The organism is Luteimonas sp. A611 (assembly GCF_054072715.1).
Map to the genome: position 1 here is coordinate 1,871,660 of NZ_JBSVRP010000001.1, position 13,466 is coordinate 1,885,125.

The 13,466-nt window shown below is 69.2% G+C and carries 13 protein-coding genes; 3 read left to right on the forward strand and 10 right to left on the reverse strand.

The genetic code is table 11. From position 1 onward, the window contains the following. Positions 1-115: 115 nt before the first annotated feature. From proB to ACW5EG_RS08375, 10 genes are all read right to left on the reverse strand, one after another. Positions 116-1,255 carry a glutamate 5-kinase gene (gene proB, locus ACW5EG_RS08330; protein ID WP_457021252.1) on the reverse strand — a complete coding sequence of 380 codons (1,140 nt, stop codon included), beginning with the start codon at positions 1,253-1,255 and terminating at the stop codon, positions 116-118. Positions 1,256-1,259: 4 nt separating this feature from the next. Beyond that, positions 1,260-1,529, reverse strand: coding sequence for a YciI family protein (locus ACW5EG_RS08335; protein WP_457021253.1), 270 nt, complete (start codon positions 1,527-1,529; stop codon positions 1,260-1,262). Beyond that, positions 1,526-2,818 carry an argininosuccinate lyase gene (gene argH / locus ACW5EG_RS08340; protein ID WP_457021254.1) on the reverse strand — a complete coding sequence of 431 codons (1,293 nt, stop codon included), beginning with the start codon at positions 2,816-2,818 and terminating at the stop codon, positions 1,526-1,528. The genes ACW5EG_RS08335 and argH overlap by 4 nt, the downstream gene beginning before the upstream one ends. Further along, complete coding sequence (gene argC, locus ACW5EG_RS08345) at positions 2,815-3,798, reverse strand: N-acetyl-gamma-glutamyl-phosphate reductase (protein ID WP_457021255.1); 984 nt, start codon at positions 3,796-3,798, stop codon at positions 2,815-2,817. Before argC ends, argH begins: the two co-directional genes overlap by 4 nt. Next, positions 3,795-4,406, reverse strand: coding sequence for a GNAT family N-acetyltransferase (locus ACW5EG_RS08350; protein ID WP_457018328.1), 612 nt, complete (start codon positions 4,404-4,406; stop codon positions 3,795-3,797). Before ACW5EG_RS08350 ends, argC begins: the two co-directional genes overlap by 4 nt. Before the next feature lies 1 nt (position 4,407). Further along, a complete protein-coding gene (locus ACW5EG_RS08355; RefSeq protein ID WP_457018329.1) occupies positions 4,408-5,733 on the reverse strand; it encodes an acetylglutamate kinase in 1,326 nt (441 codons plus the stop codon). Then, the gene (locus ACW5EG_RS08360) at positions 5,730-6,815 is read right to left on the reverse strand and encodes an acetylornithine deacetylase (protein ID WP_457021256.1); all 1,086 of its coding nucleotides are present in this window, start codon (positions 6,813-6,815) and stop codon (positions 5,730-5,732) included. Before ACW5EG_RS08360 ends, ACW5EG_RS08355 begins: the two co-directional genes overlap by 4 nt. Before the next feature lie 151 nt (positions 6,816-6,966). Further along, positions 6,967-8,169 carry an argininosuccinate synthase gene (locus tag ACW5EG_RS08365; RefSeq protein WP_457018331.1) on the reverse strand — a complete coding sequence of 401 codons (1,203 nt, stop codon included), beginning with the start codon at positions 8,167-8,169 and terminating at the stop codon, positions 6,967-6,969. 146 nt (positions 8,170-8,315) lie between these two features. Beyond that, entirely contained in the window at positions 8,316-9,329 is a 1,014-nt protein-coding gene (locus ACW5EG_RS08370) for an N-acetylornithine carbamoyltransferase (RefSeq protein WP_457018332.1), read from the reverse strand. Positions 9,330-9,576: 247 nt separating this feature from the next. Beyond that, on the reverse strand, positions 9,577-10,074 hold the full coding sequence (locus tag ACW5EG_RS08375) for a hypothetical protein (RefSeq protein WP_457018333.1): 498 nt from the start codon (positions 10,072-10,074) through the stop codon (positions 9,577-9,579). Between the two features lie 182 nt (positions 10,075-10,256). Between ACW5EG_RS08375 and cysS the strand changes: the two genes are divergently transcribed. The 3 genes from cysS to ACW5EG_RS08390 all read left to right on the forward strand — a co-directional run bounded on the left by cysS (position 10,257) and on the right by ACW5EG_RS08390 (position 13,454). Next, positions 10,257-11,633 (forward strand): cysteine--tRNA ligase, encoded by a 1,377-nt coding sequence (cysS, locus tag ACW5EG_RS08380; RefSeq protein WP_457018334.1) that lies wholly within the window; start codon positions 10,257-10,259, stop codon positions 11,631-11,633. A gap of 130 nt (positions 11,634-11,763) precedes the next feature. Beyond that, positions 11,764-12,204 (forward strand): SufE family protein, encoded by a 441-nt coding sequence (locus ACW5EG_RS08385; RefSeq protein WP_457018335.1) that lies wholly within the window; start codon positions 11,764-11,766, stop codon positions 12,202-12,204. A 71-nt stretch (positions 12,205-12,275) separates the two neighbouring features. Beyond that, positions 12,276-13,454 carry an MFS transporter gene (locus ACW5EG_RS08390; RefSeq protein WP_457018438.1) on the forward strand — a complete coding sequence of 393 codons (1,179 nt, stop codon included), beginning with the start codon at positions 12,276-12,278 and terminating at the stop codon, positions 13,452-13,454. Positions 13,455-13,466 lie beyond the last annotated feature (12 nt).

Below are 13,466 nucleotides of genomic sequence, written 5' to 3' on the forward strand. Positions count from 1 at the left end.
GTGAAGTGGCGCGCAGTTGGCAGGTGATGGTAATCCAGCGCGGCGGTGGTTCGTTCGACGGTTTCCTTCGCAACCTGGGGTGGGCATTGCGGAGATGGCGCCGCCGGGGGGGCCGCTACACCAGCATCAGGTCGTCGCGATGGATCACGGTGCCGCCGTAGCTGTAGCCAAGCGCAGCTTCGATCTCGCGCGAATGGCGACGGGCGATGCGGCGGATGTCGGCGGCCGAATACTGGCTCACGCCGCGTGCGACGCGCCGGCTGCCGGCTTCGTCACGCAGCAGCACTTCGACCATGTCGCCGCGGCGGAAGTCGCCTTCCGCGGTCAGCACGCCGCCGGGCAGCAGCGAGGCGCCCTTCTCCACCAGCGCGTTCGCGGCGCCGGCATCGATGATGATGCCACCGGGTTCGGCCGGTGCGTTCTGCAGCCAGTGCTTGCGCACGGCCACGCGGCTGCGCAGGGCGTGGATGCGGGTACCGGAGAGGCTGTCGCGCGCGAGGCCTTCCAGCACGTCGGCGCGGGTGCCGTTGAACAGCACGGTGGGCACGCCGGCGGCCGCGGCGCGCTGCGCGGCTTCAAGCTTGGTGCGCATGCCGCCGGTGCCCACTTCGCTGCCCGAACCACCGGCGGCGGCGAGCAGCGCAGGCGTCAGCTGCGACACCACCTGGATCGGCCTGGCATCGGGATTACGGCGCGGGTCGGCGTCGTACAGGCCGTCGATGTCGGTGGCGATGAACAGCACGTCCGCGTCGACCAGCGCCGCCACGATCGCCGCGAGGTTGTCGTTGTCGCCGAGCTTGAGTTCGTCGACCGACACCGTGTCGTTCTCGTTCACCACCGGCACCGCGCGATGACGCAGCAGCGCCGACAGCGTGGCGCGCGCGTTGAGATAGCGGCGACGGTTGCGCAGGTCGTCGTGGGTCAGCAGCACCTGCGCCACGTGGCGGTCGAGCAGGCCCTGCCAGAAGCCGATCAGGCGCGCCTGCCCAAGCGCAGCCAGTGCCTGGCGCTCGGCCATCTCGGCGCCGTCTTGCGGCTGCTCGCGCAGGATCGCGCGCCCGGCCGCGACCGCGCCGGACGACACCACGACCACCTGCCGCCCGGCCTGGTGGCAGGCGATGATGAAGCCGGCGATGGCCTGCGCGTAGCCGGTCGACAGCCCGCCGCCGTTTGCCGCCAGCAGGCTGCTGCCGACCTTCAGCACTGCGCGCCGCCACGGCGGCAGGCGTTGTTCGGAGAAGGCGGACGTGGTCATGGGTTCAGCGCGCCAGCCACTCGTGCACGACGATGTCCGACGCACCGTGCATGGCCAGCGGATCGCGCGCGACAATCGCCTCGGCCTCCTCCAGGCTGGCAATGCCGCACAGCAGGTAGGCGCCGCCGCTGCGATCGCTGAAGCCGCCATTGAGTTCGAGCAGGCCGTCGGCGCGCAGTTCGTCGAGGAAGGCGATGTGCGGCGCGACCAGTCGCTCGTCGAAGCCGGGGCGGCGCATCAGCAGCACCAGGTAGCGGGTCGTCGGCGTACTCACAGGGCCTCCCAGCGCGCGCGCAGTTCGTCCAGCCGCAGGTCGGCGGCCGCACCGGGTGAGGTCCGGGCCGCCAGGCTGCCTTCGGGCGAGCGTCCCTGCCCTGCGCTGTCGGCGCTTGCGGCGGCGGCCCGGTAAGCATCGCGGAACGGCACGCCGGCAAGCGCGGCCTCCACGGCGACGTCGGTGGCGTACATGCCCGAGTCGATCGCCGCGCGCAGGCGATCTTCGCGCCATTCGAGGTTGGCCAGCAGCGCGGGCAGCAGCTGCAGCGCGGCGATCCCGCGGCCGAAGCCGTGGAAGATCGCGCCCTTGGAAGCCTGCAGGTCGCGGTGGTAACCCGAAGGCAGCGACAGCAGCTGTTCGATCTCGGTACGCGCCGCCGCCACGCTGGCGTGGGTGGCGCGCATCAGTTCGATCACGTCCGGGTTGCGCTTGTTGGGCATGATCGAGCTGCCGGTGGTGTACTGCGCCGGCAGCGCGACGAAGCCGAACTCGGCGCTGGTGAACAGCGACAGGTCCCAGGCGATCCGGCGCAGGTCGAGCGTCGCCCCCCCAAGCGCTTCCAGCGCGGCCAGCTCGAACTTGCCGCGCGAGAGCTGCGCGTAGACGGGCGAGATCTGCATCCGCGCAAAGCCGAGTGCCTGCGTGGTGTGCTCGCGGTCGAGCTTCAGGTTGACGCCGTAGCCGGCCGCGGTGCCGAGCGGGTTGGTGTCGACCAGCCTGAGGGTGTCGACGGCACGGATCGCGTTGTCGATGAAGGCCTCGGCCCAGCCCGCCCACCACATGCCCGCCGAAGACACCACGGCGCGCTGGATGTGGGTGTAGCCGGGCAGCGGCAGGCCCTGTTCGGCTTGGGCGCGATCGAGCGCGACCTTCGCCGTGTCCCTCGACAGCGCAGCCACGCGCGCCAGCTTCTCCTTCAGCCACAGCCGCGTCGCCACCAGCACCTGGTCATTGCGGCTGCGGCCGGTGTGGATCTTGCGGCCGGCGTCGCCCAGGCGTTCGGTCAAGCGCGCCTCGATCGCGGAGTGCCCGTCCTCGAAGCGCTCGTCGAGCACGAAGGCGCCGGCGCGGAAATCCTCCGCCAGTTGCACCAGTTCGCGCTTGAGTCCGCCCAGCTCATCTTCCGACAGGATGCCGATGCGCTGCAGCCCTTCGGCGTGGGCGGTGCTGGCCTGGATGTCGTGCAGGAAGAACTCGCGGTCCAGGACGACGTCATCCCCGGCCAGGAAGCGCTGGATATCAGCATCCACCGCGACGCCGGGCTTCTGCCAGAGCAGTCCACTCATCGTCCATCCTCCAGCGGAAGCAGCGCGTCGGCGGGCACGCCGGCCAGCTCGTCGAAGCCGAACGCGAGATTGAGGTTCTGCAGCGCCTGGGTCGCCGCGCCCTTGAGCAGGTTGTCGAGCGTCGCCACCACGACCACGCGCTTGCCGCCCGGCGCGACCGTGAACCCGCCGATCTCCACGCCATGGCGGCCTTCGATGCGACTCACCCAGGGTGCGTCGTCAACCACGCGCAGCAGCGGTTCGCCGGCGTAGCGCTCGCGATACAGGGCGCGTACCTGCTGCACCGTCACCGGCTGCTGCAGCCAGAGGTTGACCGTCATCGTGATGCCGCGGAAATGCGGCGCCACGTGCGGCATGAACTCCACCGGCACGCCCAGCCGCGCCGAAACCTCACGCTCGTGCATGTGGTCGGCGAGCGCGTACGGCATCAGGTTGTCGCGCAACAGCTCGGCATTGTTGCGGTCCGAGGGCATGGTGCCCGCGCCGGAATATCCCGACACGCCAAAGCACTGCGGCGGACCGGCAAGCCTGTCGAGCAGCGGTGTGATCGCCAGCTGCATCGCGGTGGCATAGCAGCCCGGGTTGCTGATCCGCGCCTGGTCCGCGCCGCGTGCGCGGGTCAGCTCCGGCAGCCCGTAGTACCAGCCTTCGTCGAAGCGGTAGTCGGCGGACAGGTCGACGATCACCGTATCGGGCTTGGCAGCGTCCAGCGCAGCGACGAAGGGGGCCGCCTTGCCGTTGGGCAGCGCCAGGATCACCGCGTCCGCACCCTTGGCCGCCACCGCATCCGCGTCGAGGCTTTCAAAGCGCAGCTCGCCGGCATAGACGTCGTTGTGGTCGGCCACGCGCTGGCCATCGAGCTCCCGCGATGACACGAACGCCAGCCCAAAGCCCGGGTGGTCGTGGATCATCCGGATCAGCTCGCTGCCGGTGTGGCCGCGCGCGCCGACGATGCCGATGGAAACGGGAGATCTGCTCATTGACGGGATTCCAGACGGTACTGCAGGTTGCTGCGCACGGCCGGCCACTCCGTGTCGAGGATGGAGAACACCACGGTATCGCGCAGGGAGCCGTCGGCATGGCGCTTGGCGTTGCGCAGCACGCCGTCCTGTTTCGCACCCAGGCGCGCGATGGCCGCGCGCGAGGCGTGGTTGAACCAGCTGGTCTCGAAGCTCACGTTGACGCAGCCCAGGGTCTCGAAGGCATGTCGCAGCAGCATCAGCTTGCACTCGGTGTTGAGGCCGGTGCGCTGCACGCGCGGCGCATACCAGGTGTAGCCCAGCAGCAGCTTCGGCACCTCCGGCTCAAGTCCGTAGAAGCGGGTCGTGCCGACCACGACGCCACCGGCATCGCGTACCGCGAACGGCAGGACGCAGCCGTCGGACTGGGCCGCAAGCGCCACATCGACATAGCGGCCCACGTCGTCCGGTGCCGGCACGTTGGTGAACCACAGCCGCTCCAGGCCACTGCCCTCCACCGCCGCGCGCAGCCCGTCCACGTGGGCCGCATCGAGCGGCTCGAGCACGGCATGGGCGCCGGGCAGTCGCGGCGCCGTGCGCCATGCGGTGGGCAGCGAGGCAATGGACATGTCAGCCGTCCAGCAGCGTTGGCACGCGCGTGGCGCAGTGGGCCACGCAGCGCTCGATCTCGGCGAAGCCGTCCAGGCCGTACCAGAACACCTTCCACTTCTCCTGCTTGAGGCAGCCGTCGGATTCGGCGTAGTAGAAGATGTTGATCTGGTTGTTGTGGCGCGAGCGCCAGAACAGCCGCGGCGTCTCATCGTGCATCAGGTTCCAGACCGCGCGGCCCAAGCCCTCCCCCTGCGCGTCGTCGAGCACGGCGAACTTGTCGAGGTAGGTCACGCCGCCGCCGTCGGTCAGCACCACCGCTGCGCGGTAGTTCTCGCTGACGTAGGCACGCAGCAGCGGCGTGCGCTCGAAGTAGTCGGGGACCAGGCGGCGGCCGAAGCTCGACTCGATCAGCTCACGCAGGCGGCCCAGGTCGAATTCGTCCCACGAGGTTCCGCGCAGCACCTTCTCGCCACGGCGCACCAGTGTTCCCGAGCCCCTGTGCGTGAACAGTTCCTTGGCCAAGTCGGCCGGCCGCGTGATCGAGACCGAGGACTCCAGCGGCAGGTGGTCGAGCAGATCCTTGATCTGCTCGATCTTCACCTTCATGCCACCGTTGATCCACGGCTGCTGCATCAGATGCTCGTACTCGCTCGACAGGTTGATCGAGTCGATCAGGCTGCCGTCGGCATCGAGCAGGCCGCCGGTGCCGGTGAGGAAGATGATCTTGTAGGGCTGCAGGACGCGCACCAGCTCGCTGGCGGCGAAGTCGGCATTGATGTTGAGGATCTGCCCGCCCGGGGTTTCGCCGAGGCTGGCGATCACCGGGATCGAGGTCGCCTGCAGGCTGGCCTCGATCGGCGCCAGGTTGACCCGGCGCACCTCGCCGACCAGGCCATAGGTCGCCTGGTCGAGGTATTCGGATTCGAACACGCCGCCGGTGATCGAAGTCGCGCGCACGCCGTTCTGCTGCAGCGCTTCGACCAGGGCCAGGTTCGAGGCCTGGAACACGCGGCGCACGATCGCCAGCGCCTCGGGCGAGGTCACGCGCAGGCCGTTGACGGTTTGCTTGTCGATGCCCGCGGCGGACAGCTCGGCATCCAGCTGCGGGCCGGCGCCGTGCAGCACGATCGGGGTCAGGCCAACTTCCTGCAGGAACGCCAGCGACGAGGTCAGCGCCTCCAGGTCGTCGCGCAGCACCGCGCCGCCGACCTTCACCACGGCGAAGCGCTTGGCGTCGATCTGCGAGAAGCGCTTGAGGTACTGGCTGATCTCCTTCGCGCTGCCCATGCTCGAAAGCAGGCGCACGATGGTCTGCCGGGTCTGGCGGTTGGCTTGGATGTTCATGCGCTCAGGATGTCGCGGACGATGCCGCCGTAGCGTTGCAGTTGTTCAAGCGAAACCCATTCGTCGGCGGTGTGCGCCTGGGCGATGGCGCCAGGGCCGAACACCAGTGCGGTCATCCCGGCGTGGGAGAAAAGCGAGGCCTCGGTCCAGAAATCCACCGCGTTGCCGATCGGCAGGCCGAGCTCGTCGGCGAGGTCGCGCGCGGCCAGGCGGCGGCCCTCGGCTGCGGCGATGTCGCCGGAGGGCAGCGAGGGGCCGCGGAATGTTTCCTCGTAGGCCTCCAGGCCTTCGGGTGCAGCGAACCCGCGGAAGGCCGCGTGCAGTTGGTCGATGTCGTGCGAGGGCAGCGGACGGAAGCCGAAGCGCACCTCGGCCGCGGGCGCGATCACGTTGGCCTTGATCCCACCCTCGACCCGGCCGATGTTGAAGCGCAGCCCGGTCAGTCCGCCGAAACGCCGGTGCGATTCCATGCCGACGAAGTCGAGCGCACGGCTGCTCCAGCGCACCGCGTGGTGCACCGCGCTCGCGTCCAGCGCGGCCGTGCCCGAGGCGTGTCCCGCCTTTCCGCGGAACGCCATGCGCACCGCGCTGATGCCGCGATGCGCCAGCACCGCCTCGCACTCCGTCGGCTCGGCCACGACCACGTCGCGGAAACCGTGGTCGCGCGCCAGGAAGCCGGCAATGCAGCGCGGATCGTTGGCCTCCTCGTCGCTGCTGAACAGGAAGGCCGCGTCGCCCTGCGTCACCTGCGCCGCGGCAATCAGGCCGGCCGCCGCGCCCTTGATGTCGCAGGCGCCCAGCGCGGTCGCGCGCTCGCCGTCCACGCGCAGCACGTGCGGATCGGCGCTCCAATGGGGCGAGGACGGCACCGTGTCCAGGTGCACGTTGAACAGCCGCGTGGGATTGCCGCGCACGGCGAACAACGACACGGCGCCGGCACCGTGGTCGCTGACCTCGATGCGGAAATCCGGCAGCTGCGCACGGACATAGTCGAAGATGCCGCCGGCGGTGATCGCACGCGGCGGATTGCGGGTGTCGAATGACACCAGGGCTTCGAGGTGTTGGAGGATGGAAGGCAGCATGGCGATGTTCGCTATCGGGATCCGGCCCAGGCCGTCATCCCGGCGCAAGCCGGGATCCACCTTGGCTTTCCGGGCTGTCCGGACAATGGATTCCAGCTTGCGCTGGAATGACGGCCCGGGGAATGACGGTGCCGGGGATGACGGTTGCCGCTCAGCGGTTGACCTCCGCCCAGAGTGTGCTGCTCATTCCGAACAGCTTGATGAAGCCCTCCGCCTCCTCCACGCCCCAGTCCGCCGACTGCGCGTAGGTGGCGCCCTTCGAATGCAACAGGTGCGGCGATTCCACCGCCACCGCATCGACGCGGCCGCCGCGCGTCTCCAGCACGACCTCGCCGTTGACCATCGTCTGGGACGAGGCCAGGAATGCCTCAAGGTCGGTCTTGAGCGGGTCATGGAAGAAGCCCTCGTACACCAGCTCCACCCACTTGCGCGCGACCTCGGGCTTGAACCGGTTCTGCTGCTTGGACAGCACCGCCTCCTCCAGCGCGCGGTGCGCCGTCAGCAGCGCGACCAGTCCCGGCGCCTCGTACACGATGCGGCCCTTGAGGCCGATCACGGTGTCGCCGGTGTACATGCCGCGGCCGACGCCGTACTGCGAGAACAGCTTGTTGAGCTTGCCCAGGATCTGCTCGCCCGGAAGCGCCTTGCCGTCGAGCTCGACCGCTTCGCCGTTGACGAACTTCAGGACGACCGTCAACGGCTCGACCGGCCACGCGCTGCGCGGTGCGCACCAGCCGCGCGTGCCTTCGCCCGGGGCCTCCCACTGGTCGATCTCGCCGCCGGACATGGTCACGCCCAGCAGGTTCTCGTTGATCGTGTAGGCCTTTTGCTTGGCACGCACGCCGAAGCCGCGCTCCTCCAGGTAGGCCTGCTCGTAGGCGCGGGTCTGGGTGTGTTCCTTCTGGATCTCGCGGATCGGCGCGATGATGCGGTAGTCGCCGCTGGCCTTGATCGCCAGGTCGAAGCGCACCTGGTCGTTGCCCATGCCGGTGCAGCCGTGGGCGATGGCGTTGGTGCCCAGTTCGGCGGCGCGCGCCAGCGCGGCGTCCACGATCAGGTAACGGTCCGAGACCAGCAGCGGGTACTGGCCCTGGTAGCCCTCGCCGGCCCACACGAACGGCTTGACGAAGCCCGCCCAGATCGCAGGGCCGCCGTCGACGGTGACGTGGCTGGACACGCCCAGCTCGGCGGCGCGCTTCTCGATGACCGCACGCTCGTCGGCATCGACTCCGCCGGTATCGGCAAACACGGTATGCACGGTCCAGCCGCGCTCCTGCAGGTAGGGCACGCAGAAGCTGGTGTCCAGGCCGCCGGAAAAGGCGACGACGATGTCTTTGGATTCGGAAGCGCTCATGTCAGGTTTCTCGTACTGCTCCCTCCCCTGCTTCGCGGGGGAGAGTTGGGTGGGGGTGTGGGACGGGGTGAAACTTTACGGCGGCCGTTTGCCGCCATCCCGGCCTTGCCCCTGCATGCCGGGGCAAGGAGCAAAGCGAGTAAGCGTTACTGTCGCACCAGCGCGGCCATCACCGCCTTCTGCACGTGCAGGCGGTTGCCGGCCTCCTCGATGGCGATGCAACTGGGCGCATCCATCACCGCGTCGCTGGCCTTGACGTTGCGTCGCAGCGGCAGGCAGTGGCTGAAGACGGCGTTGTTGGTCAGCGCCATCTTGGCCTCGTCGACCATGAAGTGGCGGTACTGGTCGCGGATCGGCTTCTCCGGCGCCCAGTTACCGAAGTACGGCAGCGCGCCCCAGCTCTTGGCGTAGACCACGTCGGCGCCGGCGTAGGCGCTCTCGATGTCGTGGCTGACGGCCAGCGAACCGCCGCTCTCGGCGACATTGGCCTGCGCCCAGCCCATATAGCGCTCGTCGAGCACGTATTCGGGTGTCGGGCACAGCAGGGTCACGTCCATGCCCATGCGCGTGGCGATGGCCAGTGCCGAGTTCGCCACTGCCGTGTTGAGCGGCTTGGGATGGTAGGTCCAGGTCAGCACGTACTTCTTCCCGCGCAGGTCGGTGGTGCCGAACTGCTCCTGCAGCGCCAGCACGTGGGCCAGCTCCTGGCAGGGATGGGTGATCGTCTCCATGTTGATCACCGGCACCGGCGAGTACTTGGCGAACGCCTGCAGCACCACGTCCTGGCGGTCGTACTGCCAGTCGACGAACTTCGGGAACGCGCGCACGCCGATCAGATCGACATAGCTGCCGAGCACGCGCGCGACTTCCGCGATGTGCTCTTCGGTGTCGCCGTCCATCACCGTGCCCAGGTCGAACTCGATCGGCCAGGCATCCTTGCCGGGCTGCAGCACGATGGCATGGCCGCCCAGCTGGAACGCGCCCAGCTCGAAGCTGGTGCGGGTGCGCATGGACGGGTTGAAGAACACCAGCGCGATGGACCTGCCCTTGAGCTCATCGCCGATGCGGTTGCGCTTGTACAGCGCGGCCTGCGTGAGCAGGGCATCGAGGTCTGCGCGGCTCCAATCCTGCGTGTTCAGGAAATGCTTCATCGAGGGCATCCAGTGGTCGAAGAACGTTCGGTTGGTGGCGCGGAAACGAAAAAACCCAGCCTGGAAGCTGGGTTTCGGCATGACGGAAACAACGTCCGGTCGACCCAGCTCAGGTGCGGGAGTCCGGTCGACGTGCGCGCGAGGTCATGCCTGCCGCCATGCGGGCGGAGGTCAGGATGTCGGCGTGGGCAAGGACGTTTTTCACGGGCGGCATCGTCTCATGGCGGCACCGTGCACTGCAACACAAACGCTGCAATCAAGGGGTTTCCGTTGCAACCACCGGCGTCACCGACACGCGCACCTGCACGCGGTTGCCCGGGTCGACCGGCAGCCGCGAGCGGTACTTCACGCCCTTGTGCACGTAGTCGACGTCGTAGCCGACCGGTCGACGGAACTCGCGCTCCACCGGCACCATCCGGCATTCGCCTCCGGCCGACGGTGCCACTTCCTCGACTTTCGGGTCGGGAGTCAGCGCCCCCTTGACCACGCCGATGACGCGGGCAAAGCCGGTCTTTCCATCGGCGTCGTCGACCGGGGTCGACGCCTCGCAGCGCTCGACCATGCTGGTCGCGCGCAGGGTCTGGTACACCGGCTCGGCACGCAGCACCTGGGCGTAGTCGATCCGCACATTTTCCGGCTGCGAAGGCGGCGCCGGCGCAGCGGGCTGCTGCGCAGCCACCGGCAGCGCCAGGCACAGCGCCAGGGCAGCAGGCAGATAGCGACGGGGGGCAGCGAAGGTTGCAGGACGGACCATCCGCGGCAGTGTAGGCGAGCGATGCCGGACCCGCGCTGAACCCTCGCGCCTGTCGGCAGTGCCCTGTGCGTCATTGCGACGCCGGGCTTCCGCAGGGCCCGCGCAGCGTCGAGCGGGTGGGCGGCGGTATCCGCTGGCCTGCGTACGCTCTAGAATCGCCTGCTTTCGCCTGCTGCGTGCCGATGTCCCTGCGCCTGTTCAACAGCCTCACCCGCCAGGTCGAAGCCTTCGCGCCACTCGACCCGGCCGGCCCGACGATGTACCTGTGTGGGCCAACGGTCTACAGCTACGTGCACATTGGCAATGCGCGCGGGCCGGTCGTGTTCGGGGTACTGGCTGCCCTGCTGCGCCGCCGCCACGGCACGCTGCGCTACGCGCGCAACATCACCGACGTCGACGACAAGATCAATGCCGCCGCCCGCGCCCAGGGCGTGCCGATCTCGACCATCACCGACCGCTTCGCCGCCGCCTACCGCGAGGACATGGCCGCGCTGGGCGTGGACGGCGCGTTCGCGCCCGACATCGAGCCGGCCGCGACCGCACACATCGGGCAGATGGTGGAGATGATCACGCGGCTCATCGAGTCCGGCCACGCCTACCTGGCCGAGGGACATGTGCTGTTCGCGGTCGACACCTTTGCCGGCTACGGCAAGCTCTCACGCCGCGATCCGGACGACATGCTGGCCGGTGCGCGAGTGGAAGTGGCACCGTACAAGCGCAGCGCCGGCGATTTCGTGCTGTGGAAGCCGTCCACGGAAGACCTGCCCGGCTGGGATTCGCCATGGGGCCGCGGCCGGCCCGGCTGGCACATCGAATGCTCGGCGATGGCGGCCGCGCACCTGGGCGAAACCATCGACATCCACGCCGGCGGCGTGGACCTGCAGTTCCCGCACCACGAGAACGAGGTGGCGCAGAGCGAATGCGCGCACGGCGGCCGCATCTTCGCCCGCACCTGGCTGCACAACGGCATGCTGACGCTTTCGGGCGCGAAGATGTCCAAGTCGGTGGGCAACATCGAGAAGGTGCACGACCTGGTCGGCCAGCATCCGCCCGAGGCGCTGCGCTACGCGCTGCTGTCGGCGCACTACCGACAGCCGCTGGACTGGTCGGATTCGCTGATCGAGCAGAGCGTGCGCACACTGGACCGGCTGTACGGCACGCTGCGCGACCTCGGCGATGTCGACGCGGGCCCGGCGATCCCGCAGGCGGTCGAGAGTGCGCTCGACGACGATCTCAACACGCCCGCTGCGCTGGCAGAGCTGGCCCGCATTGCCGGCGAGGCACGCAAGGCGCAGTCGACGCAGGATCGCGCGCGCCTGAAGGCGGAACTGCTGGGCGCGGGCCTGGCGCTGGGCCTGCTGCGACAGTCGCCGCAGGCATGGTTCGCGCGCGGCGCATCGGGTGATGACGAGGCGCGCATCCAGGCGCTGGTGGACGAGCGCGCGGCGGCGAAGAAATCGCGGGACTTCGCGCGCGCCGATGCGATCCGCGACCAGCTCGCGGGCGAAGGCATCCTGCTCGAGGACACGCCGCAGGGCGTACGCTGGAAGCGGGCCTGAGGCCTTCCTCGCAGGCGCAGGATGCGCGATACGAGACCCGAGTGGGGACGGGGCCGACGTGGCGCAAGCCGGGCCCCACCCCAACCCTCCCCCCGCTTCGCGGAGGAGGGAGCACATCAACAGGAACGACGTGAACGACTCCCCCTTCCCCCTCGAATCCACTGCCGCCGAGGCCCAGGCGACGATCCGTGAGGAATTCGCCTTCTTCAGCGACTGGTCCGAGCGCTACCAGTACCTGATCGACCTCGGCCGCAAGCTGCCGCCGTTCCCGGATGTGCTCAGGATCGAGGAACATCGCCTGCTTGGCTGCCAGTCGCTGGTCTGGATCGTTCCTTCGGGCGACGCCTCGCGCCTGGATTTCGCCGCGGCCAGCGATTCGGCCATCGTCTCGGGGCTGATCTTCCTTGCCCTGCGCGTGTACTCGGGGCGCAGCGCGCGCGAGATCCTCGACAACGACGCCAGCTACATCGCCGATATCGGCCTGGCCAAGCACCTGTCGCCGACGCGCAGCAATGGCCTGGCCTCGCTGCTGGCCTTCATCCGCGAGGCTGCCCAGCGCGCGCTCGCGTGAGCCGCGGTACGACCACCCGCCCGCAGGACAGCCGCGCGGCACCGCTGCGCAACCGCGACTTCCGCCTGCTGATGGGGTTTCGGATCTTCACGATCCTTTCCTACCAGTGCGTCGCGGTGACGGTTGGCTGGCACGTCTACGAGCTGACCCGCGACCCCTGGATGCTAGGCCTGATCGGCCTGGCCGAGGTGCTGCCCTACTTCTGCGTGGCGCCGTTTGCCGGCTACCTGGTGGACGTGCTGCCGCGGCGCCGGCTCGGTGCCCTCGCCGCCGGCTGCCTGGCGATCACGCCGCTGCTGCTCGTCGCGATCGCCACGGGCTGGTGGGCATCCGCCGGCACGGCCGCGATCTACGCGGCCATCGCGCTCACCGGCTGCGTGCGCGCCTTCCTCGGCCCGGTCTACAACGCGCTGTTTGCACGCGTGCTGCCGCGCGAGCAGTACGTGCGCGGCGCCAGCCTGGGCAGCATCGTGTTCCAGTCTGGACTGGTGACCGGGCCGGCGATCGGCGGCGTCCTGGTCGGCTGGGCCGGGAAACCCGTCGCCTACGGCGTGGCCGCGGTGTTCGCGGTGTGCGCGGCGGTGGCGATGCTGCGCCTGCGGGTCAGCGAACCGGCGCCGCAGCTGCAGCGTGCGCCGATCTTCGCCAGCATCGCCGAGGGCGCGCGCTTCGTGTTCGGCCACCAGGTGCTGCTGGGCGCGCTGGCGCTGGACATGTTCGCGGTGATGTTCGGCGGCGCGATCTCGCTGGCGCCGGCCTTCATCCAGGAGATCCTGCATTACGGGCCGGAAGGCCTCGGCATCCTGCGCGGCGCACCGGCACTGGGCGCGGTCGCGGTGGGCATCTGGCTGGCGCGGCATCCGTTGGACCGCCATGCCGGACGCGTGCTGCTGCTGTCCGTGGTCGGATTCGGCTTGTGCATGGTGGGCTTCGGCCTGTCGGGCGCGTTCTGGCTGTCGGCCTGTTTCCTGCTGCTGTCGGGGGTGTGCGACGGCGTGTCGGTCGTCACCCGTTCGACCATCATGCAGCTGGCCACGCCCGACCACATGCGCGGGCGCGTCTCGTCGATCAACGGCCTGTTCGTTGGATCATCCAACGAGATCGGCGCCTTCTACGCCGGCTCCATGGCGCGCCTGCTGGGCCTGGTGCCCGCCGTGGTCCTGGGCGGCTGCGTGACGATGGGCGTGGCTGCGGTCACCGCATGGCGCGCGCCACGGCTGCGCAGACTGCAGTTCAGCGAACTGAAGTGAAGGGAACTGAAG

Coding starts and splice junctions, on each gene's coding strand:
- proB (WP_457021252.1), bottom strand. CDS start 1,255: ATGACCACGTCCGCCTTCTCCGAACAACGCCTGCCGCCGTGGCGGCGC.
- argH (WP_457021254.1), bottom strand. CDS start 2,818: ATGAGTGGACTGCTCTGGCAGAAGCCCGGCGTCGCGGTGGATGCTGAT.
- ACW5EG_RS08370 (WP_457018332.1), bottom strand. CDS start 9,329: ATGCCCTCGATGAAGCATTTCCTGAACACGCAGGATTGGAGCCGCGCA.
- ACW5EG_RS08350 (WP_457018328.1), bottom strand. CDS start 4,406: ATGTCCATTGCCTCGCTGCCCACCGCATGGCGCACGGCGCCGCGACTG.
- ACW5EG_RS08365 (WP_457018331.1), bottom strand. CDS start 8,169: ATGAGCGCTTCCGAATCCAAAGACATCGTCGTCGCCTTTTCCGGCGGC.
- ACW5EG_RS08360 (WP_457021256.1), bottom strand. CDS start 6,815: ATGCTGCCTTCCATCCTCCAACACCTCGAAGCCCTGGTGTCATTCGAC.
- ACW5EG_RS08375 (WP_457018333.1), bottom strand. CDS start 10,074: ATGGTCCGTCCTGCAACCTTCGCTGCCCCCCGTCGCTATCTGCCTGCT.
- cysS (WP_457018334.1), top strand. CDS start 10,257: ATGTCCCTGCGCCTGTTCAACAGCCTCACCCGCCAGGTCGAAGCCTTC.
- ACW5EG_RS08355 (WP_457018329.1), bottom strand. CDS start 5,733: ATGAACATCCAAGCCAACCGCCAGACCCGGCAGACCATCGTGCGCCTG.
- ACW5EG_RS08390 (WP_457018438.1), top strand. CDS start 12,276: ATGGGGTTTCGGATCTTCACGATCCTTTCCTACCAGTGCGTCGCGGTG.
- argC (WP_457021255.1), bottom strand. CDS start 3,798: ATGAGCAGATCTCCCGTTTCCATCGGCATCGTCGGCGCGCGCGGCCAC.